This is a genomic window from Microvirga sp. KLBC 81, assembly GCF_003075415.1.
GTDB lineage: Bacteria > Pseudomonadota > Alphaproteobacteria > Rhizobiales > Beijerinckiaceae > Microvirga.
Map to the genome: position 1 here is coordinate 52,145 of NZ_QDAH01000001.1, position 19,020 is coordinate 71,164.

Here is a 19,020-nt window from a genome sequence, read left to right on the forward strand (position 1 = left end):
TCAGCTCGCCAGCGCCACGGTCGCATCCTGCAGGAAGCCTGCGCCGCTCAAGACAGTATCTTCCAGACCTTTCGCGCCGACGGCGATGTTCTCCGCGAAGAAGCGGCCAAGCGCGATGCGGCCTGCATGGGCAGGGTCCTGGTCGCCACCGGCCATCAAGGCACTTGCCGCAAGCGCTGCCTCCGCGAGAGCCACGCCGCCCTGCGCGAGCCCGAAGAGACGCAGATAAGGCGTCGCGCCTGCCAGCGCCTCGCCCTGTGCGTTCGAGGAGATGGCCTGGAGCATATAGCTCGTCGCGCGATCCAGGCTTTCGACGGCATCGCGCAGACGCGGCGCCGTCGCGCCGAAAGCAGGTGTTCCCTCCTTCATGATGCGCGTGACGACGGCGCGCATGGACGCGATCTGCGCATGCACCGTCTCGCCGCCGGAGAGCGGCAGTTTGCGCGTGACGAGATCGATGGCCTGAATGCCGTTGGTGCCCTCGTAAATCGGCGCGATGCGCGCATCGCGGTAATGCTGCGCGGCCCCCGTCTCCTCGATGAATCCCATGCCGCCGTGGACCTGCACGCCGAGGGACGCGACCTCCATGCCGATATCGGTGGAGAAGGCTTTCGCCACCGGCGTGAGCAGAGACGCGCGCTCATGCGCTTTCTTGCGGCTCGCCGCATCCTGCTCCAGATGCGCGCGGTCGATGGCTTCCGCCGTCATGTAGCAGATGGCGCGCGCGGCGGCGGTGAGCGCCTTCATGGTGAGAAGATTGCGCTGAATGTCGGGGTGCACGATGATGGGGCTCATCCCCTCGGCAGCGCCGATGGCGCGGCCTTGGCGACGCTCGTTGGCATAGGCGAGAGCCTGCTGATAGGCGCGCTCGGCAATGGCGACGCCCTGCAGGCCGACCGCGAGGCGCGCATTGTTCATCATCGTGAACATGCAGTTGAGGCCGCGATTCTCCTCACCCACGAGCCAGCCGATGGCGCCGCCCTTGTCACCGAAAATCATGGTGCAGGTGGGCGAGGCATGGATGCCGAGCTTGTGTTCGAGGCTATGGCAGCGAACGTCGTTGCGCGTTCCATCGGGCAGGAACTTCGGAACGAGGAAGAGCGAGATGCCGCGCGTCCCTTGAGGCGCGTCGGGTAAACGCGCCAGCACGAGATGGATGATGTTGTCGGTGAGGTCGTGCTCGCCGTAGGTGATGAAGATCTTTTGGCCCGTGATGCGATAGGTGCCGTCGCCAACGGGCTCGGCGCGGGATCGCAGGGCCGCGAGATCGGAGCCCGCCTGCGGCTCGGTGAGATTCATCGTCGCCGTCCATTCGCCGGAGACGAGCTTTTCGAGATAGCGGCTCTTCAGGTCGTCCGAGGCATGAGCCTCCAGCGCCTCGATGGCGCCGTGCGTCAGCACCGGGCCGATGCCGAATGCCATGGAGGCGGAGTTCCACATCTCGACGCAGGCCGAGTTCAACAGCGTCGGCAGACCCTGTCCGCCATATTCCACAGGGCCGGGAAGCGCGTTCCATCCGGCTTCCGTCCAAGCCCTGTAGGCCTCCTTCCAGCCGGGAGCGGTGGTGACGGCGCCGTCCCTCACAGTCGCACCGTGCCTGTCGCCCTCACGGTTGAGAGGCGCGATCACGTCATTGGCGAAGCGGCTGGCCTCCTCCAGAATCGTCTGGGCCAGATCAGCAGAGAGGTCGCCATAGAGACCATCGGCGACGGCGCGATCGAACCCCGCCACATGGCGCATGGTGAAGACGATATCCGGCACGGGAGCGCGGTAGCTCATGGCATTTCCTCTCAAGCAATCGGCTTTTGATATTGACGCGTTCCCCCGCGCCATTAAACCCGCCCAAGGTATGATCCACTCCCCGAGCAAGGAATAGTTTAGACGTGAACGATCGCGGGTCAATGCTACGGACGGCGCGTCTGACAGCCGATGAGGCAGGTCTTGCCGAAGCCGCCACCATCCTGAAGCGCGGCGGCCTCGTGGCCTTCCCGACGGAGACGGTCTACGGCCTGGGAGCGGACGCCACCAATGCGGAGGCGGTGGCCGGCATCTATGCCGCCAAGGATCGTCCGAGCTTCAACCCGCTCATCTCGCATGTGGAGAGCCTCAAAGCCGCGAAGATCCAAGGCATCTTCGATGAGACCGCCCGGAAGCTGGCCGAGGCCTTCTGGCCTGGACCCCTCACCCTCGTGGTTCCGGTGGCCCCCACCTGCACCGTTTCCGACCTCGCCCGCGCCGGTCTCGACAGCGTGGGTTTGCGGGTGCCGGCTCATCCCCTCGCCCATGACCTCCTGGCAGCGACTGGCCGTCCCGTAGCGGCTCCCTCGGCCAACCGCTCGGGCCGTGTGAGCCCGACGGATCCAGATCATGTCTTGAGCGATCTCGACGGGCGCATCGATGCGGTCGTCGATGGGGGCGCATCGGATGTGGGCGTGGAGTCCACCATCGTCGCGTGCCTTGGCGGCACCCCGCGCCTGCTGCGTCCCGGCGGCGTGCCGCGCGAGGCGATTGAAGCTCTCATCAGGCAGCGCCTCGACACTGGCTCTGAAGGTGGAAAGAGCCCGCTCGCGCCCGGCATGCTCGCGTCCCACTACGCGCCGCGCGCACAGGTGCGCCTGAATGCGGCGGAGATTCGGCCGGGCGAGGCTGCCTTGCTGTTCGGCCCGACCCCGCTGCAGGGCAACGAGCAGGCGAAGGCTCAGCTGAACCTCAGCAAAAACGGCGACCTCAAGGAGGCCGCCGCTCATCTGTTCTCGTATCTGAGGCAGCTCGATGCCTCCGGCGCTCGGACCATCGCTGTCGCGCCGATTCCGGAGACGGGTCTGGGCGAGGCCATCAACGACCGCCTCCGGCGCGCTGCTGCGGAGCGGTGACCCGCTCAGCCCCGATCATCAAACCTCCGCATGTCATCACCGGCCTTGTGCCGGTGATCCCGCGTCGGTGAAGCGCAGCACCTTTATGCATCGAGATGGCCGGGACAAGCCCGGCCATCACGAAGATGCGGCTTACTTCGCGGCGAGCTTGGCTGCGATCTGGGCGACGTGCTTGCCCTGGAAGCGGGCGCCGTCGAGATCGATCTCGCTCGGCTGGCGGGAGCCGTCGCCGGCGGCGATGGTCGAGGCGCCGTATGGCGAGCCGCCGCGGATCTGATCGACGCCCATCTGACCCTGATAGGAGTAAGGCAGGCCGACGACCACCATGCCGTGGTGCATGAGCACCGGGATCGTGGTGAGGATGGTGGCTTCCTGACCGCCGTGCTGGGTGGCGGTCGAGGTGAAGACCGAACCCACCTTGCCGATGAGCTTTCCTTGAGCCCACAGACCGCCGGTCTGGTCGAGGAAGTTCTTCATCTGCGCAGCCATCGTGCCGTAGCGGGTCGGCGTGCCGAAGATGATGGCATCGTATTCCGGCAGCTCCTCGACGGTGGCGATAGGAGCCTTCTGATCGATCTTGTAATGGGCAGCCTGAGCGATCTCGGCGGGCACGAGCTCGGGCACGCGCTTCACCACCACCTCGGCCCCGGCCTCGCGCGCGCCTTCAGCGGCGGCATAAGCCATCTGCTCGATATGTCCCCAGGACGAATAATACAGCACAAGAACCTTGGCCATTCGGATCTCCAATACGAAGGAATGAGAGCAGGCGGACAGGATTCCAGGCTAGCTTGGGGCCAGCCTGGGGTGGGCCGCTCTGCAATTGTGTGACGCATGAAGGATAAGCTTTCCAGCGTGCAAAACCAGTGTTAGATATGCAGGGTTTCTATTGCATCGATGCAAGACAGCATGGCCAAGCAAGAGCAGCTCGACTGGGACGATTTCAAGCTCGTGAAGATCATCGCCGAGGCCAGCGGCCTTGCCGGTGCGGCAGAGCGTTTAGGCGTCAATCACTCCACGGTTTTCCGCAGGCTTGGCCAGATGGAGGAGAACCTTGGCGTCAAGCTCTTCGAGCGGCACCGTACCGGCTATGTGCTGACGCCCGCTGGCGAGGAGATGGCCGCGCTTGCCGAGCAGATGGAGGAGAACGTCACCTCGTTCACCCGCAAGCTCGCAGGCCAGGCGGTGGCCCCTGCCGGTGAATTGCGCGTGACGACGAACGACACGCTTCTCGTCCACCTGCTGACGCATATCTTCTCGCGTTTCGTGAAGGCATGCCCCGAGATGCGGCTCGACGTGGTGCTCGCGAACCAGGCGCTGAATCTTTCGAAGCGCGACGCGGACGTGGCGATTCGCGCCACGGACGATCCGCCGGAAACCCTCGTCGGACGGCGCGTCGCCACCATCGCCTGGGCGATCTACGGGCGACTGGAGGATTTCCCCGACCTGCATCAGCCGGTCGATTTCAACGGGCCGGAACTCTATAACCGCTCCTGGGTCGCGCTTGGCGACAATCTTGCGGCGCTGAAAGCGGCCCGCTTCGTGCGCGACCGCGTGGCCCCAGAGAACATCGTCTACAAGGTGAACACGGTGTTGGGCCTCGCGGAAGCGGTTGAGGCCGGTATCGGCATCGGGCCCCTTCCCTGCTTCATCGCGGATGCGAGCCCGAATCTCGTGCGCCTGTCGGATGTGAATCCGGACTTCTCGGCAGGCCTGTGGCTGCTCACCCATCCGGACCTTCGCCAGTCGGCGCGCGTGCGCGCCTTCATGGACTTCATGGCGACCGAGATCGGCAAGCAGCGCCGCTGGATCGAAGGCAACGGCAAGAAGCCCGTCGATCAGGCGATCTCCACCACGACGCGCCCCTTTATCTGACCGGCAACGATCCGGCGCCCCGCCTCCATCACCTCGTCGAGAGGAATGGTGGAGGTCATGGCGGCGAGCTTGTCATGGTCGAGTTCGTGCGCCAGCCGGTTCCATGCTTCCAGGCGAAGCGCTTTGGGCGCCATCACAGAGTCGACGCCGAGCAAAGCCACGTTGCGCAGGATGAAGGGCGCGACCGTTGCAGGCAGATCCATGCCGGCCGCCAAGCCGCAAGCCGCAATCGCACCGCTGTATTTCGTCATTGACAAAACATTGGCGAGCGGAACGGAGCCGACCGTATCGACGCCCGCAGCCCAACGCTCCTTGCCGAGAGGCCGCACCGGAACAGTGAGTTCGCTCCGATCCAGGATCTCGACAGCTCCGAGGCCTTTCAGATAATCGGCTTCCTCGGGCCGCCCCGTCGAGGCGATCACATGCCAGCCTGCCCGCGCAAGCAATGCGACGGCGACGGAGCCGACACCACCAACGGCGCCAGTGACGATAGCGGGACCGCGCTCAGGCTTCAGCCCGTGCTTCTCAAGCGCCATCAGGCAGAGCATCGCAGTGTAGCCCGCCGTGCCGATGGCCATGGCCTGATGAGGGGTGAGACCTGCGGGAAGCGGAATCAGCCAATCGCCTTTCACGCGCACCTTTTCCGCATAAGCACCGAGATGCGTCTCGCCCAAGCCCCAACCGTTCAGGATCACCGCATCGCCCGGTTTGAATTCGGGATGGGACGAAGTCTCGACCGTGCCGACGAGGTCGACACCGGGGATCATCGGAAAGCGCCGCACGACCGGCGCCTTGCCGGTGAGCGCCAAGCCGTCCTTGTAATTCAGCGTCGAGTGAGACACGCGGACGGTGACATCGCCGTCCATGAGATCGGCCTCGTTGAACTCACGAAAGTCGACCGTCTGGCCTGCCTCGGTCTTGTCGATGACGAGCGCTTTGAATGGTGCCATGAGCATCAATCCTCCCCGCGCCGATTGTTGGCACGAGGGAGGATCAGAGCAAGGCCAAGAGCCTCATCCCTTCGGACGAGACAGAACACCTTAGTACCTCATATTCCCTCATCCTGAGGAGGTCACGAAGTGACCGTCTCGAAGGAGGATCCAGTGCGCGCTGGAGACGCCTCGTCCTTCGAGACGAACCTAAAGGTCCTCCTCAGGATGAGGCTCAGGTTGGTTTTCGTCAGAGCTCTTACTCGGCCGGCTGCAGGGTCGGGCCACGCTCGACCGGACGTTCCTTGATGGGCAGGTTGATCAGTGCCGAGGCGATGCCGAGAGCGATCGAGAGCCACCAGACCACGGTGTAGCTGCCATAGATCTCATACAGCTCGCCACCGAGCCAGACGCCGAGGAAGCCGCCGACCTGGTGCGAGAAGAAGGCAAAGCCGTAGAGCATGGCCATGTAGCGCGTGCCGAACATCAGCATCACGAGAGAGGACGTGGGCGGCACGGTGGAGAGCCACAGGAGGCCGATGGAGATACCGAATGCGATCGAGGTGACGGGCGACGCCGGCAGCAGAATGAAGGCCGCGATCGCCACCGAGCGGCCGAAATAGATCCAGGCCAACAGCCAGCGCTTCGACATGCGGGTGGACAGCCAGCCCGAGCCGAGAGAGCCGAAGGCATTGGCGAGACCAATGACGGCAAGCGTCCAACCGCCGACGGCAGCCGAGAGGCCAGCATCCTTCAGATAAGCCGGTAGATGCGCGGTGATGAAGGCGAGCTGGAAGCCGCAGGTGAAGAAGCCGAGCACCAGCAGCACATAGGAGCGATGCTGGAAAGCTTCCGTCAGCGCCTGCTTGATCGATTGGTTCGGGACATTGGCAGCGCCGGTCGTTGCCGTACCTGCCGTTGGACGCGTCGCAAGGGCGAGCGCCAAGGGCATGACGAGCAGCACGGAGGCTGCGAAGATCACGAGCGCCTGATGCCAGCCGAAGGAATCAATGAGGACGTTACCGATGGGCGGGAACAGGAATTGGCCGAAGGAGCCCGCCGCCGTGCCCGCACCGAAGGCCATGGGGCGCCACTTCTCCGGCAGGAGCTTGCCGAAGGCGCCGAGCACGAGATTGAACGAGCAGCCCGACAGACCGAAGCCGATGAGCACACCCGCGCCCAGATGCAGAACGCCGGGCGTCGACGCATAGGCCATCACCACGAGGCCGAGCGCATAGAGCAAGGCACCGGCGCAGAGCACCTTGAAAGCTCCGAATCGATCCGCCACCGCGCCAGCGAAGGGCTGGCCGAGGCCCCAGAGGAGGTTCTGGAAGGCGATGGCCAGGCTGAACGTATCGCGCCCCCAGCCGAACTCCGTCGTCATCGGGATCTGAAACAACCCGACCGAAGCGCGCGGGCCAAAGGTGATCAGCGCGATCAGGCAGCCGGAGAGGACAATGAGTTCCGGGGAAACGCGGGATTGAGCGGTGGGTGCGGACATCGGCACAGCCCTCGAGCGGCAAATCGGAGGGCGGATCCTAGCGGAAGGCGCAAGGCTTCCATATCGAAACTTTATGGGGAAAGGCATGAGGGATTGTGATGAATCATCCCTCCCGCAACCCTTTTGGCCCGCTGCCCGCCATCAGGCGGCCAGCGGTTCCTGGCTCAGATGACGACGAAGTCGGCGAAGCCAATGGCCTTGTTCTTGCCGATATTGGCGAACACCACCTGACCGCCCGCAGCGCTGCCGTTTCGGTCGTACCACAGATTCCCCGTCCCCCTGTCGTAGCCGATGTAGTCGTTACTGTCCTTCGCCGAACCGATGACGAAGTTGGCCTTGTTGAGCACGCCCGTCCTGGTCAGCTTCGTGAAGACGTCGCTATCCAACTCGATCATATCGTAAAGACCATTCCAGTCCCCGATCGTGTCCTTGTTGCCAGTGGCGCTCAGGGATGTGTTGAACACGAAGACGTCTTTGCCTGTTCCACCGTAGAGCTTGTCGTTGCCTGTTCCACCGATGAGGATGTCATCGCCGTCAAAGCCATAGAGGCTATCAGTACCGGAATTTCCAAGCATCCGGTTGCCGGCCCCGTTACCGTAGAGCTTGTCTGCATAGCGGCCGCCATAGGCGTTTTCGATGGTCACGTTGCTGGCGATCGTGAAGCCGCCGCCTATCCCAACCTGCGCAGAGATGAAACCGCCAGCATGCGGATCATGCTCGGCAAGGGTCGCCGGACGAAGATCGATCGTGACGCTGCTGGTTGCATCCATGCCGCTGATCGTGTCGTCGCCGCCCGCATCCCAGATGCACGACCAGCCCGTGCCGACCGCATTGCTCGTCGGAAGGGCGTAGATATCGTCGCCCGTCTTGGTCGTCGTGTTCGCGCCGTAGATCCATTGCAGGGCGGCGATGTCGAACGCGCCAAGTCCGGCTTGGTTACCGTAGACGAAAGTTCTCGGCGTACCTGCCAGGCCTGAATTATAGGACATGGCCGTGTAGACGGACTGGTTCAGGCCAAATGTGCCGGTACTTCCATCCACAACCCCCGGGAACGTGTTCTTATCGTCCTGACGTCCCCCGTCATGAGGATGAGCAAGACCCAAGCCATGTCCAATCTCGTGAACGATGGTGCTCAGACCATCGCCGCCAAGGCTAAGCTGGCTCCACGACTCCGTCGCCGCATAGTTGAAGTAGCCCCAGACCTGACCAACGGTGTTCGGGATCGAAGCCAGGTTTTCGTGGATTGCGAGCGCACCGATGTCATTGGAATCGACCCTCCACCAGACGATATCGGCCTGCTCTATGGTATACTCGCTCTCGATATCGAATTGCAGATCGCAGACGCTCTCGTAAAGAGAGAGCGCATATATGAATGCATTGACCTCGGCCTGGGTCTGCCAGAATGTCAGGGTATTGACATTCAATGTCGGCGCTTGGGCCCCAGGTTCTATTCCGAAATAACCCTCGTAAAAGTTTCGCCCGCCGCCTGCCAGGGCGGAATTGTACTCGTCCGGGTCGCCCAACCACACCTTGATAGGCACAGTCTGATCCCAGACCCGGCCGCCCCAAATGAGAGAATCGATGTAGACGTTTCCACTGAGTTGACCGTCTACGCTTTTGGTCGTTGCCATTTTGAATGCCCCTTGCCTAGCTGAATTTGTGCCAGCCCTTTTAGCAAGGTTATTGTATTTCGACGGTGTGCCGCCGCACAAGACGCAAAGCTCTACCGGTTCCGCACGAGGCGCTAGAGAAAGGCGCGGAGGCGGGCCAGAGGCAGCCGCAACCCAGCTTAAGTCTGGCCCGGCTTGAGCTTGTAGAAGATGTGACGGCCGATCACGTCCATCTTCTTGAGGCGGCGGGCCCAATAAGGGCGCACGTAATTCGCATGGTAATGCGTGGCTCCGCCCACATCGGCAAGGTAGGTCTTGCCTTCGAGCACGGCGCTTGCCACCCGCTTGGCCCGCTCCCAGGAGACCGTGTCGGTGACACGCAGGGCCTTGCCCTCGCACGCAAAGGTGAACTGGCACGCGAGATGGCGGTGGCGGTTCTGGTAGACGACGCCGCAGATCGAGGATGGGTAGAGGCCGCTCTTCACGCGGTTGAGCACCACCTGCGCGACGGCGGCCTGACCTTCTTCCGGTTCGCTGCGGGCTTCGAAATAGACGGCCTCGGCCAGGCAGCGCTGTTCCTTGCTCATGTTGTCGGGATCGATCAGGTCCGCGTAGCGCGGAGGCGTGACGTCATCCGACTTCGGCACGAGGCTCGTGCCATAACCGCCTTTGTCGAGACGCGGCGATTGCAGAGAGACGGGCGCAGCCGCGATCTCGATGGGCGTTGCCTCCATCGGCGCGGGCGTCGTCGAGGAGAGAGCCACCGCGCGCTTCACGATGGGCGTGGTGAGGCTCGCCGCAGCACCTGTCGAACCGGCAGCGGCCGCACTCGGCGACTGCACCGAGACGGCCTGGCGCGTGGTGGTGAATTCAGGCATCTCCGAAGGCTCGAAAGCCTGCTCCATCTCGGGAGCCTCCAGCTGCCCTTCCATGAGGATTGTGGGCGGCAGAAGGCGCTCGTCCTGCCCGAAGAGAAGGCGCGAGCCGCTCACCTGCGCGAGATCCGGACGCAACTGCTTGGCCCTCAGAGACAGGGTGACATGCGGCGCAACGAGAGGGTCGCCCTTGGCAGAGCGGTCGACTTCCGGATCAGCGCCGGCATCCGCCTTACGCTCGGCCTTGGGCGGCAGGGCATTGACCATGTGATCGGGCAGGTCGTAACGCGGAATGAAGCGCAACACATCGCGCCCGAGATCGAGACGGCCGCCCGCAATCGAGGTGGTAATCGGAGGAACGAGATCGGTCTGCATCAGGCGCGCCAGCGGCCCGCGGGGCGCGAAACTCACGCCCGTCTGCGGGTCGTTGCTCGCAGAGGCCGTGAACGAGATCAGGAGGCCGGTCGCCAGCGCCCAGGGCGCCGTCGTGGCGCAAATCCATCTCACCCGAGAGCGACGATTCCGATGACGCACGCGAACACCCACTCAAACCAGGGAAGCATCGGACAAAAGGCTTCCGTTCCTTATGGTTATCCGGGGTTAAGGTTGACGGCTGGTTAAGACGGGACTTGAAGGGCGTTAGAGCATTTTCCGGCGAAGTGGATCCGGTTCGCCATCAGACAATGCGGCAGAACGAGGAAGGGAGCCGATTCCACGCAAGTGGAAACGGCTCTAGGCTCCTGCGGCAGCCTGACGCTTCTCGGCCACGCGCCTTAAAGCATCAGCCGTCTCCGCGTCGGCGGGAAAAAAGGCTTCGATCGCGAGTTCCGAAAGGGTCACGTCGACAGGTGTGCCGAAAACCGTCGTCGTGCTGAAGAAGGTGAGCATGCCCTCCTCCGTCATCAGCTGGAGCGGCACGACGATATCGGCATGATGCGGTCTGGGATGAGACATGCGCCTAGCGGCATCCGGGATCGGATAGGCGCGCAGCTCCTCGATGAGGGCGGAGAGCACCGCATCGCCCGTCACATTCACCTGATGATGCAGGCGCGCGATCAGATGGTCACGCCACTCGGAAAAATTCGCGATGCGCCGGGCAAGACCCGCGGGGTGAACGCTCAAGCGCAGCACGTTCACAGGCGGTTTCAGCAGCGCAGGATCGACGCCCTGCACGAGGGAGAACAGCGCCTCGTTGGCAGCGATCAGCGACCAGTGCCTGTCGACGGCGAGTGCGGGATAAGGATCGTGACCTTTGAGCACGAGATCGATGGCCTCGCGCATGCTCTGCAGCGCCGGATCATCGAGAGAGCGTTCGGAATAGACCGGCGCGAACCCGGCAGAGGCGAGCATCACATTGCGTTCGCGCAGGGGCATGTCGAGCTTTTCTGAAAGCAGCTGCACCATCTCGCGGCTCGGCTGCGAGCGGCCGGTTTCGAGAAAGCTCAGGTGCCGCGTGGAGATCTCGGCTTCGAGCGCGAGATCGAGCTGGCTCATGCGGCGGCGCTGGCGCCATTCGCGCAGGTAATCACCGAAATGCTGGGTGGCAGGTGCCGGGGTCTTCGCTGGTTTCATGGGTGGGACCATAGCGTGGTGCAGCGCTCAACTCCATGACCTCCGAGGTAATCGACCGACTTCCCTGCCTGCGCAATCCTCAAGGCCAGTCGGAACGCCCGACGGATCTGAAAGGAACATGCCATGACGACGATTCATCCCTCCCCGCTTCTTCGCCAGACCCTGCTGGCCGATGCCACCACGAGCGGCGCATTCGGTCTGCTGATGCTGCTCGCCGCCGGACCGTTGGGGCATCTGCTCGGATTGCCGGAGGTGCTTCTGCGCGGTGCTGGTGCGGTCCTGCTGCCTTACGTCGCCTTACTCGCCTGGCTCAGCCTGCGCGACGAGATGCACAAGGGCCTCGTGTGGGCCGTCATCCTCGGCAACATCCTGTGGGCTGCCGACAGCCTGCTGCTCCTCGTCAGCGGATGGGTGTCGCCCACAGGTGCAGGCTACGCCTTCGTGATCATGCAGGCTCTCGTCGTGCTGATGTATGCCGAGTTTCAGATCATGGGCCTGCGCCGGTCGAACCTCGCAACGGCCTGAAGCACCGGCACCAGATACCGCGTCATCACCGGCCTTGTGCCGGTGATCTCGTTTTCAATCTTACTCCGCCCTCTCCTTCGAGACGGTCGCTCCGCGACCTCCTCAGGATGAGGACAGTGAGCTTGGAAGCATTGTGAAATGTACGGAGCTACCTATCGCGCCCGTTGAACGGGGCCGGCCTGATGTCCGAGAGCTCCACCGTCTCCAGGCAACGCACGTTGATCGCAGCCATCGGTTCACCACCCGGCTGCTGGCCTTCACCGAAAGTCGCGCAGCCGCATTCACGGCAGAATCGATGGCGGATGGTGTGGGTGTTGAATGTATAGGTGGAAAGCTTCCCCTCGCCGCGAAGCACCTTCAACAGGCTGCGCGGCACGAAGGCGAGCATGTAGCCCTTCCTGCGGCAGATGGAGCAGTTGCACTCGATCACTTGGCTGAGATCGGTCTCAACCTCGAACGCCACCTCGCCGCAATGGCAGGAGCCTTTGTGAAGCGCCATTGCGTTCTCCTTTCGATGTCACACAGCTGTCATCAGCGTGACGATCACGCCGGCGCCAATCACGGCAATGAACCGGTCGGTCATCGTGAGCGGTTCCGTCCTGCCTTGAGCCGCCATCTGGCCGATGATGAGATCGATTACCAGAGACACGGCGAACGGCCATGCGGCCGGCGGTACGGCCATCTGCTGCCATTCAGGGTTTTGCCGGACGAGAAAACCGATGGCGATGCCGGAGACCAGCACCGCCCCGATATAGAGAAGACGAATCCGAGACAGCGCCATTTACGCTTGGCTCGCGGCCTTGTTGCCGAGCGCCGCCTGCGCTGCCGCAAGCCGCGCGATCGGCACGCGATAGGGCGAGCAGGACACGTAGTCGAGCCCGACCGATTGGCAGAAATGGATCGACGCCGGATCACCGCCATGCTCGCCGCAGATGCCGAGCTTGATGTTGCTCCTCGTCTTCCTGCCGCGCTCAGTTGCGAGCTTCACCAGCTCGCCCACGCCTTCCTGATCGATGGTCACGAACGGATCGGCGGGCAGCAGCCCTTTTTGCGTGTAGGGACCGAGGAACGAGGCCGCGTCATCGCGCGAGATGCCGAGCGTCGTCTGCGTGAGGTCGTTGGTGCCGAACGAGAAGAACTCCGCCGATTCCGCGATCTCGCCGGCGCGCAGGGCCGCGCGCGGCAGCTCTATCATCGTGCCGACCTGGTACTCGACCGTCACGCCCGATTCCTTCGCGACCGCCTCCGCCATGGCGACGATGCGATCCTTCACGAGGTCGAGCTCCGCCTTCGTCATCACGAGCGGCACCATCACCTCCGGCACCACGGGCTGGCCCGTCGTGCGGCCCGCCTCGACGGCCGCCTCGAAGATCGCGCGCGCCTGCATCTCGGCGATCTCCGGATAGGCCACCGCCAGACGGCAGCCACGGAAGCCGAGCATCGGGTTGAACTCGTGCAGCTCGCGGGCGCGGTGCTTCAGCTTGTCGACGGAAGCGTTCATGGCCTTCGCCACTTCCTCCATCTCCTCTTCCGAGTGCGGCAGGAACTCGTGCAGCGGCGGATCGAGCAGGCGGATCGTGACCGGCAGACCGCTCATGATCGTGAACAGCTCGACGAAGTCCTTGCGCTGCATCGGCAGCAGTTTGCTAAGCGCCGCGCGGCGACCTGCCTCGTCGTCGGAGAGGATCATCTCGCGCACCGCCACGATGCGGTCGCCTTCGAAGAACATGTGCTCGGTCCGGCACAGGCCGATGCCTTCCGCCCCGAAGGTGCGGGCCGTGTTGGCGTCGAGCGGCGTTTCCGCATTGGCGCGCACCTTCATGCGGCGCACCTTGTCGGCCCAGCCCATGAGCGTTGCGAACTCGCCGGAGAGTTCGGGCTGCAGCATCTTCACTTGGCCGAGCAGCACTTGGCCGTTCGAGCCGTCGATGGTGAGGATGTCGCCCTTCTTGAGCGTCTGGCCTGCCACCGTCATGGTCTGGGCAGCGTAATCGACACGGATCGAGCCCGCGCCGGAAACGCAGGGCTTGCCCATTCCGCGCGCCACCACCGCCGCGTGCGAGGTCATGCCGCCGCGCGTGGTGAGAATGCCTTCGGCCGCGTGCATGCCGTGGATGTCTTCCGGCGAGGTTTCGACGCGCACGAGAATGACCTTGCGGCCTGCCTTCTTCGCGGTCTCCGCATCATCCGAGTTGAACACGATCTCGCCCGAGGCCGCGCCCGGCGAGGCCGGCAGGCCGCTCGCGAGAATCCTGCGCTCGGCCTTCGGGTCGATGGTCGGGTGCAGAAGCTGGTCGAGCGCTGCGGGCTCGACGCGGGTGATCGCCTCCTCCTGCGTGATCAGACCCTCGGACGCCAGCTCCACCGCGATGCGGAGCGCTGCCTTCGCGGTGCGCTTGCCGTTGCGGGTCTGGAGCATCCAGAGCTTGCCCGTCTCCACCGTGAATTCCATGTCCTGCATGTCGCGGTAGTGCTTCTCGAGAATGCCGTAGATGCGTACCAGCTCGGCATAGGCCTGCGGCATCGCCTTTTCCATCGAGGGCTTGTCGGAGCCGGAGGCAATGCGCGCGGCTTCCGTGATGTCCTGTGGCGTGCGGATGCCCGCCACCACGTCCTCGCCCTGCGCATTGATCAGGAACTCGCCGTAGAGCTCCTTCTCGCCGGTCGAGGGGTTGCGGGTAAACGCCACGCCGGTGGCGGAGGTCTCGCCCATGTTGCCGAACACCATGGCCTGCACGTTCACCGCCGTGCCCCAGCTCGCCGGAATACCGTGCAGCTCGCGGTACTTGATGGCGCGGCTGTTCATCCAGGAGCCGAACACGGCACCGATGGCACCCCAGAGCTGTTCCTGCGGATCCTGCGGGAAGGGCTTGCCGAGCTCCTTCTCGACCAGATCCTTGTAGCGCGGGATCAGGGCCTTCCAGTCGGCGGCGGAGAGGTCCGTGTCGAGGGTGTAGCCCTTGCGGTCCTTGTACTCGTCGAGCACTTCCTCGAAGTGGTGGTGGCCGATGTCGAGCACCACGTTGGAATACATGGTGATGAAGCGGCGATAGGAATCGTAGGCGAAGCGCTCGTCGCCCGCGCCCTTGGCCAGGGCCTCGACGGTGACGTCGTTGAGGCCGAGATTGAGCACCGTGTCCATCATGCCCGGCATAGAGGCCCGCGCGCCGGAGCGGACGGAGACGAGCAGCGGGTTCTGGGCATCGCCGAAGGTGCGGCCCGTGAGACGACCCACGTAATTCAGGGCGTTCTCGACCTGGCTCTTCAGCTCCTGCGGATAGGAGCGGCCATGGTCATAGTAATAGGTGCAGACTTCCGTGGTGATGGTGAAGCCCGGAGGAACCGGCAGCCCCAGATTGGACATTTCGGCGAGGTTCGCCCCCTTGCCGCCAAGCAGGTTCTTCATCCCCGCCTGGCCTTCGGCCTTGCCATCTCCGAAGGTGTATACCCACTGCGTCATCGCTAGACCCCTTGGCTCATCATACGCCCTGCTGCAGCGCAGGTGTTGGCTTGGAACATATGGAACCGAAACGCAAGCTGAACAGCCAAGGTTCCTTCGTTACAAATCAACGCAGGGGGCTAGTCAATTCGGACGGGACCCTCCCCGCTCCTGATCTGCGCCTTGGCCGGACAACAAAAAAGCGGCCCGAAGGCCGCTTCTGATCCTAGACCCGGTAGCGCCCGTTGCGCTTCACATAGACCGTGGCGCCGACGGGAACGCGCTCGTAGAGGTCCACGACATCCTCGTTGAGCATGCGCACGCAGCCGGAGGAAACCTGCTCGCCGATGCTCCAGGGCTCGTTGGTGCCGTGGATGCGGAAGAGAATGTCCCGGCCGTCCTGATAGAGATAGAGGGCGCGGGCGCCGAGCGGGTTGTCGAGTCCAGCCTCGCGATGCTCCGGTAGATCCGGCTTGATGCTCTTCATGGTCTTGGTGGGACGCCAGGACGGCCACACACCCTTGCGCCCGACGGAAGCCATACCCTTCCAGGAGAAGCCCTGCTTGCCCACACCGACGCCGTAGCGAATCGCCTTCCTGTCGGGCTGCACGAGATAGAGCATGCGCTCGTCGATATCGACCACGATGGAGCCCGGCTTCTCGGGGCCGTTATACTCCACCGTCCGGCGGGCATATTTCGGGTCCATGCGGCTGCGGTCGACGAGCGGCACGTCGAACGGCTTGTCAGGCATGGAGCCGATATACCAAGCGGCGTCCTCAATGGCCGCGGCCTCGACAGGCGCGGGCCGCTGAGCGGTTTGGCAGGCGGACAGAGAAGCGCTCAGCAAAGCGCCGAGAATCAGACGTCGGATCATGGGTTCAAGTCTACCGTTAAGGTGTTGCCGACTACCTAGGGCCATGAGGGGCCTTTGGCTGTGCCCCTCCTGCAACACCTTAACGGGAACTAACTCTATTACCCTTCAATCCGGGAGAAATCCGCCACCGTACGGGTCGCCTCGCGGATGCTGTTGAGGAGACGCAGGCGGTTCGCGCGAAGGCCTGCATCCTCCGCGTTCACGGTGACCTTGTCGAAGAACGCGTCCACGGGCTGCCGCAGACGGGACAAAGCACGCATCGCGCCTTCGAAATCTTCCGATTTGACTGCTTTCCTGGCCTCTTCCTTTGCGCCGTGGAGAACGACGGCGAGAGCCTTCTCCTCGATCTGGCCCTGATCGTTCACGATTTGGAGATCGGGGGCCTCGTCATAGGCGCGACCGTCCTTCTTCTCCTCGATGCGCAGGATGTTCGCCGCGCGGCGATAGCCGGCGAGCAGATTGGCACCATCCTCCGTGTCGAGGAAGCGGCCGAGCGCTTCGACGCGGCGGACGATCATGAGCAGATCGTCCTGGCCTTCGAGCGAGAACACCGCATCGATGAGATCGTGACGCGCACCCTGATCGCGCAGATAGACCTTCAGGCGGTCTGCGAAGAAGGAGAGGAGATCGAGCGCGCGCATATACATGATGCGCGCGAGGCTCTCTGCATTTCCCAGCTGCCGCTGGCGGAAGATGGCTTCGATATCCGGAAGCGCCGGATGAGACACGAGCGACGCAAAGGCGCTGTCCTCGATGGCCTCGACGAGCTTCTTGATCTGCAGGAATTCCTCGAAGAGCACATCCTTCGCATCGCGAGCGAACGGCTTCGCAAGCAGGGAGATCAGAGGCAGCTTGATGTTGTTCTCGAGCACGAGCCTGATCACGCCGAGCGCCGCGCGACGCAGCGCATAAGGATCCTTCGATCCTGTCGGCTTTTCATCAATCGCCCAGAAACCCACGAGCGTATCGATCTTGTCGGCGAGCGCCACGGACACCGACACGGGATCGGTCGGCACGCGATCGGACGGGCCGAGCGGCTTATAGTGTTCTTCGATGGCTGCGGCGACGGACGGGTCCTCGCCCTGGAGCGTCGCATAATAGCGGCCCATGAGGCCCTGCAACTCGGGAAATTCGCCGACCATCTCGGTGACGAGATCGGCCTTGGCGAGGCGCGCAGCGCGCTCGGCGAGAGCCTCATCGGCACCGACGATGGGCGCGAGCTCTTTTGCCAGCGCGGCAATGCGCTCCACACGCTCATATTGCGTGCCGAGCTTTTCGTGGAACACGATGGTTTTGAGCTTCTCGAGACGATCTTCGAGCTTCACCTTCTGGTCCGTCTCCCAGAAGAACTTGGCGTCTGACAGACGCGCGCGCACCACGCGCTCGTTGCCGCCGATGATCGTCTTGCCGCCATCCGTTGCAATGAGATTCGAGGTGAGAAGGAAACGGTTCGCGAGCCTGCCGGTGCGCGGATCGCGCAGCACGAAGCATTTCTGGTTCGCGCGGATGGTGGTGCGGATCACCTCCGGCGGAATGTCGAGGAAGGCTTCGTCGAACGAGCCCATGAGCACCACAGGCCATTCGACAAGCCCGGCGACCTCTTCGAGCAAGCCTTCGTCCTCGACGAGCTCGAGGCCCTGCGCGAAGGCGAGGTCCTTCGCGTCGTGCAGGATCATGTCCTTGCGGCGATCCGCATCGAGCACGACCTTCGCACGCTCCAGCGCAGGCACGTAATCGTCAAAACGCCTCACGCGGATCGAGCCAGGGGCAAGGAAGCGGTGGCCGTAAGTGACGTCACCTGAAACGGTTCCATCGACCTCGAAGCGCACGACTTCCGGATCTTCAGTCTCGGGACCGAAGGTGCAGAGGATCGATTGCAGCGGACGCACCCAGCGGAGCGAACCGGCCTCGGCGGACGCCGCGCCCCAGCGCATCGATTTCGGCCAGGGGAAGCTCTTGATGATCTGCGGCAGGATCTCGGCCAGCACATCCGTCGTCGCGCGGCCCGGCTTTTCGATGACGGCGACGTAGAACTCGCCCTTCTTCGGATCGCTCTCGATCTTCGCCTGGTCGAGCGAGGCGAGGCCCGCTCCCTTCAGGAAGCCCTGGATCGCTGCATCGGGCGAGCCGACGCGCGGACCTTTGCGCTCCTCGCGCACGTCCTTGCCCTTCACGGGTAGGCCCATGATGGTGAGTGCAAGGCGGCGCGGTGTGGAAAAGGCCTGCGCTCCCTCATAGAGGAAGCCGCGCTCCACGAGCGCATCCGTCACGAGCTTCTTCAAATCCTCCGCCGCGCGGCGCTGCATGCGGGCGGGGATTTCTTCGGAAAAGAGTTCAAGGAGAAGATCGGGCATGGCGGTGCGTTCTCTACCCTCCCCTTGAGGGGGAGGGTCGGCCGTCAGGCCGGGGTGGGGTGGGAAGCGCAACGGCTTCGGATTGGGGCGAGCCATACAGGCCCGCGTAAATGGTGTCGAGAACGCCGGGCATGTTCTCGATCAACTCGGCATTCCAAAAGCGGATGACACGATAGCCTTCGCTTTCGAGCCATCGAGTTCGGCGTTCGTCGTAGGCTGCGACGTTATCCTGGGAGTGGTGGCCGCCGTCGAGCTCGATGAGGAGGCGCGCCTTCAAGCAGGCGAAATCCGCAATATAAGGACCGATCGGCACCTGCCGCCTGAAGTGGCTTCCGTAAACCGGGATTTTCTTCAGGGCACGCCAGAGCGACTTCTCGGCCTCAGTTGCGTTGCGACGCAATGCGCGAGATTGAGACGTGCCGATTTTGCGGGTCGAAGGCATCTCGAATTCGTTCCGGTATCCATTCTGTCGCATGAACCGCTACCCGAACCCTCCTCCCCCTTGTGGGGAGGAGATGGAGGTGGGGGTGTGAGCGATAGCCTATGCAGGTCTGGCGCCAACACCCCCACCCCTAGCCCCTCCCCACAAGGGGGAG

Annotated in this window: 16 protein-coding genes; 3 read left to right on the forward strand and 13 right to left on the reverse strand. The window is 63.5% G+C overall.

The features are described 5' to 3' along the window. The gene (locus DC522_RS00290) at positions 1-1,779 is read right to left on the reverse strand and encodes an acyl-CoA dehydrogenase (RefSeq protein WP_116526694.1); all 1,779 of its coding nucleotides are present in this window, start codon (positions 1,777-1,779) and stop codon (positions 1-3) included. A 104-nt stretch (positions 1,780-1,883) separates the two neighbouring features. On the opposite strand from DC522_RS00290, the gene DC522_RS00295 reads away from it, so the two are divergent. Beyond that, complete coding sequence (locus DC522_RS00295; protein ID WP_116526695.1) at positions 1,884-2,873, forward strand: L-threonylcarbamoyladenylate synthase; 990 nt, start codon at positions 1,884-1,886, stop codon at positions 2,871-2,873. 132 nt (positions 2,874-3,005) lie between these two features. Here DC522_RS00295 and wrbA read toward each other — a convergent pair whose 3' ends face one another. Continuing rightward, positions 3,006-3,608: an NAD(P)H:quinone oxidoreductase gene (gene wrbA / locus DC522_RS00300; RefSeq protein ID WP_116526696.1), complete on the reverse strand. Its 603-nt coding sequence runs from the start codon at positions 3,606-3,608 to the stop codon at positions 3,006-3,008. Positions 3,609-3,779: 171 nt separating this feature from the next. Here wrbA and DC522_RS00305 point away from each other — a divergent pair, with 171 nt between their 5' ends. Next, positions 3,780-4,745 (forward strand): LysR family transcriptional regulator, encoded by a 966-nt coding sequence (locus tag DC522_RS00305; protein WP_116526697.1) that lies wholly within the window; start codon positions 3,780-3,782, stop codon positions 4,743-4,745. On the opposite strand, the gene DC522_RS00310 is transcribed toward DC522_RS00305, so the two are convergent. The 5 genes from DC522_RS00310 to DC522_RS00330 form a co-directional block, all read right to left on the reverse strand. After that, positions 4,709-5,695: an MDR family oxidoreductase gene (locus DC522_RS00310; protein ID WP_116526933.1), complete on the reverse strand. Its 987-nt coding sequence runs from the start codon at positions 5,693-5,695 to the stop codon at positions 4,709-4,711. The genes DC522_RS00305 and DC522_RS00310 overlap by 37 nt on opposite strands. 238 nt (positions 5,696-5,933) lie before the next feature. Next, positions 5,934-7,175: an MFS transporter gene (locus tag DC522_RS00315; RefSeq protein ID WP_116526698.1), complete on the reverse strand. Its 1,242-nt coding sequence runs from the start codon at positions 7,173-7,175 to the stop codon at positions 5,934-5,936. A gap of 164 nt (positions 7,176-7,339) precedes the next feature. Continuing rightward, on the reverse strand, positions 7,340-8,806 hold the full coding sequence (locus DC522_RS37055; protein WP_116526699.1) for a M10 family metallopeptidase C-terminal domain-containing protein: 1,467 nt from the start codon (positions 8,804-8,806) through the stop codon (positions 7,340-7,342). Between the two features lie 158 nt (positions 8,807-8,964). Further along, positions 8,965-10,194, reverse strand: a complete 1,230-nt coding sequence (locus tag DC522_RS00325) for a cell wall hydrolase (protein WP_245443865.1) — start codon at positions 10,192-10,194, stop codon at positions 8,965-8,967. Positions 10,195-10,392: 198 nt separating this feature from the next. After that, positions 10,393-11,232, reverse strand: coding sequence for a helix-turn-helix domain-containing protein (locus tag DC522_RS00330; RefSeq protein WP_205769451.1), 840 nt, complete (start codon positions 11,230-11,232; stop codon positions 10,393-10,395). A 123-nt stretch (positions 11,233-11,355) separates the two neighbouring features. On the opposite strand from DC522_RS00330, the gene DC522_RS00335 reads away from it, so the two are divergent. After that, positions 11,356-11,757, forward strand: coding sequence for a hypothetical protein (locus DC522_RS00335; RefSeq protein ID WP_116526702.1), 402 nt, complete (start codon positions 11,356-11,358; stop codon positions 11,755-11,757). Positions 11,758-11,905: 148 nt separating this feature from the next. Here DC522_RS00335 and DC522_RS00340 read toward each other — a convergent pair whose 3' ends face one another. From DC522_RS00340 to DC522_RS00365, 6 genes are all read right to left on the reverse strand, one after another. Next, a complete protein-coding gene (locus DC522_RS00340; protein ID WP_116526703.1) occupies positions 11,906-12,256 on the reverse strand; it encodes a GFA family protein in 351 nt (116 codons plus the stop codon). An 18-nt stretch (positions 12,257-12,274) separates the two neighbouring features. Further along, complete coding sequence (locus DC522_RS00345) at positions 12,275-12,538, reverse strand: hypothetical protein (RefSeq protein WP_116526704.1); 264 nt, start codon at positions 12,536-12,538, stop codon at positions 12,275-12,277. Beyond that, positions 12,539-15,217: a pyruvate, phosphate dikinase gene (ppdK, locus tag DC522_RS00350; protein WP_116526705.1), complete on the reverse strand. Its 2,679-nt coding sequence runs from the start codon at positions 15,215-15,217 to the stop codon at positions 12,539-12,541. Between the two features lie 205 nt (positions 15,218-15,422). Then, positions 15,423-16,070 carry a L,D-transpeptidase gene (locus tag DC522_RS00355; RefSeq protein ID WP_116526706.1) on the reverse strand — a complete coding sequence of 216 codons (648 nt, stop codon included), beginning with the start codon at positions 16,068-16,070 and terminating at the stop codon, positions 15,423-15,425. Positions 16,071-16,168: 98 nt separating this feature from the next. Then, positions 16,169-18,424, reverse strand: coding sequence for a glycine--tRNA ligase subunit beta (gene glyS, locus DC522_RS00360; protein WP_116526707.1), 2,256 nt, complete (start codon positions 18,422-18,424; stop codon positions 16,169-16,171). A gap of 13 nt (positions 18,425-18,437) precedes the next feature. Next, positions 18,438-18,899 carry an endonuclease domain-containing protein gene (locus DC522_RS00365; RefSeq protein ID WP_245443867.1) on the reverse strand — a complete coding sequence of 154 codons (462 nt, stop codon included), beginning with the start codon at positions 18,897-18,899 and terminating at the stop codon, positions 18,438-18,440. Positions 18,900-19,020 lie beyond the last annotated feature (121 nt).

Coding starts and splice junctions, on each gene's coding strand:
- DC522_RS00290 (WP_116526694.1), bottom strand. CDS start 1,779: ATGAGCTACCGCGCTCCCGTGCCGGATATCGTCTTCACCATGCGCCAT.
- wrbA (WP_116526696.1), bottom strand. CDS start 3,608: ATGGCCAAGGTTCTTGTGCTGTATTATTCGTCCTGGGGACATATCGAG.
- DC522_RS00305 (WP_116526697.1), top strand. CDS start 3,780: ATGGCCAAGCAAGAGCAGCTCGACTGGGACGATTTCAAGCTCGTGAAG.
- DC522_RS00310 (WP_116526933.1), bottom strand. CDS start 5,695: ATGGCACCATTCAAAGCGCTCGTCATCGACAAGACCGAGGCAGGCCAG.
- DC522_RS00315 (WP_116526698.1), bottom strand. CDS start 7,175: ATGTCCGCACCCACCGCTCAATCCCGCGTTTCCCCGGAACTCATTGTC.
- DC522_RS37055 (WP_116526699.1), bottom strand. CDS start 8,806: ATGGCAACGACCAAAAGCGTAGACGGTCAACTCAGTGGAAACGTCTAC.
- DC522_RS00330 (WP_205769451.1), bottom strand. CDS start 11,232: ATGAAACCAGCGAAGACCCCGGCACCTGCCACCCAGCATTTCGGTGAT.
- DC522_RS00335 (WP_116526702.1), top strand. CDS start 11,356: ATGACGACGATTCATCCCTCCCCGCTTCTTCGCCAGACCCTGCTGGCC.
- DC522_RS00340 (WP_116526703.1), bottom strand. CDS start 12,256: ATGGCGCTTCACAAAGGCTCCTGCCATTGCGGCGAGGTGGCGTTCGAG.
- DC522_RS00345 (WP_116526704.1), bottom strand. CDS start 12,538: ATGGCGCTGTCTCGGATTCGTCTTCTCTATATCGGGGCGGTGCTGGTC.
- ppdK (WP_116526705.1), bottom strand. CDS start 15,217: ATGACGCAGTGGGTATACACCTTCGGAGATGGCAAGGCCGAAGGCCAG.
- DC522_RS00355 (WP_116526706.1), bottom strand. CDS start 16,070: ATGATCCGACGTCTGATTCTCGGCGCTTTGCTGAGCGCTTCTCTGTCC.
- glyS (WP_116526707.1), bottom strand. CDS start 18,424: ATGCCCGATCTTCTCCTTGAACTCTTTTCCGAAGAAATCCCCGCCCGC.
- DC522_RS00365 (WP_245443867.1), bottom strand. CDS start 18,899: ATGCGACAGAATGGATACCGGAACGAATTCGAGATGCCTTCGACCCGC.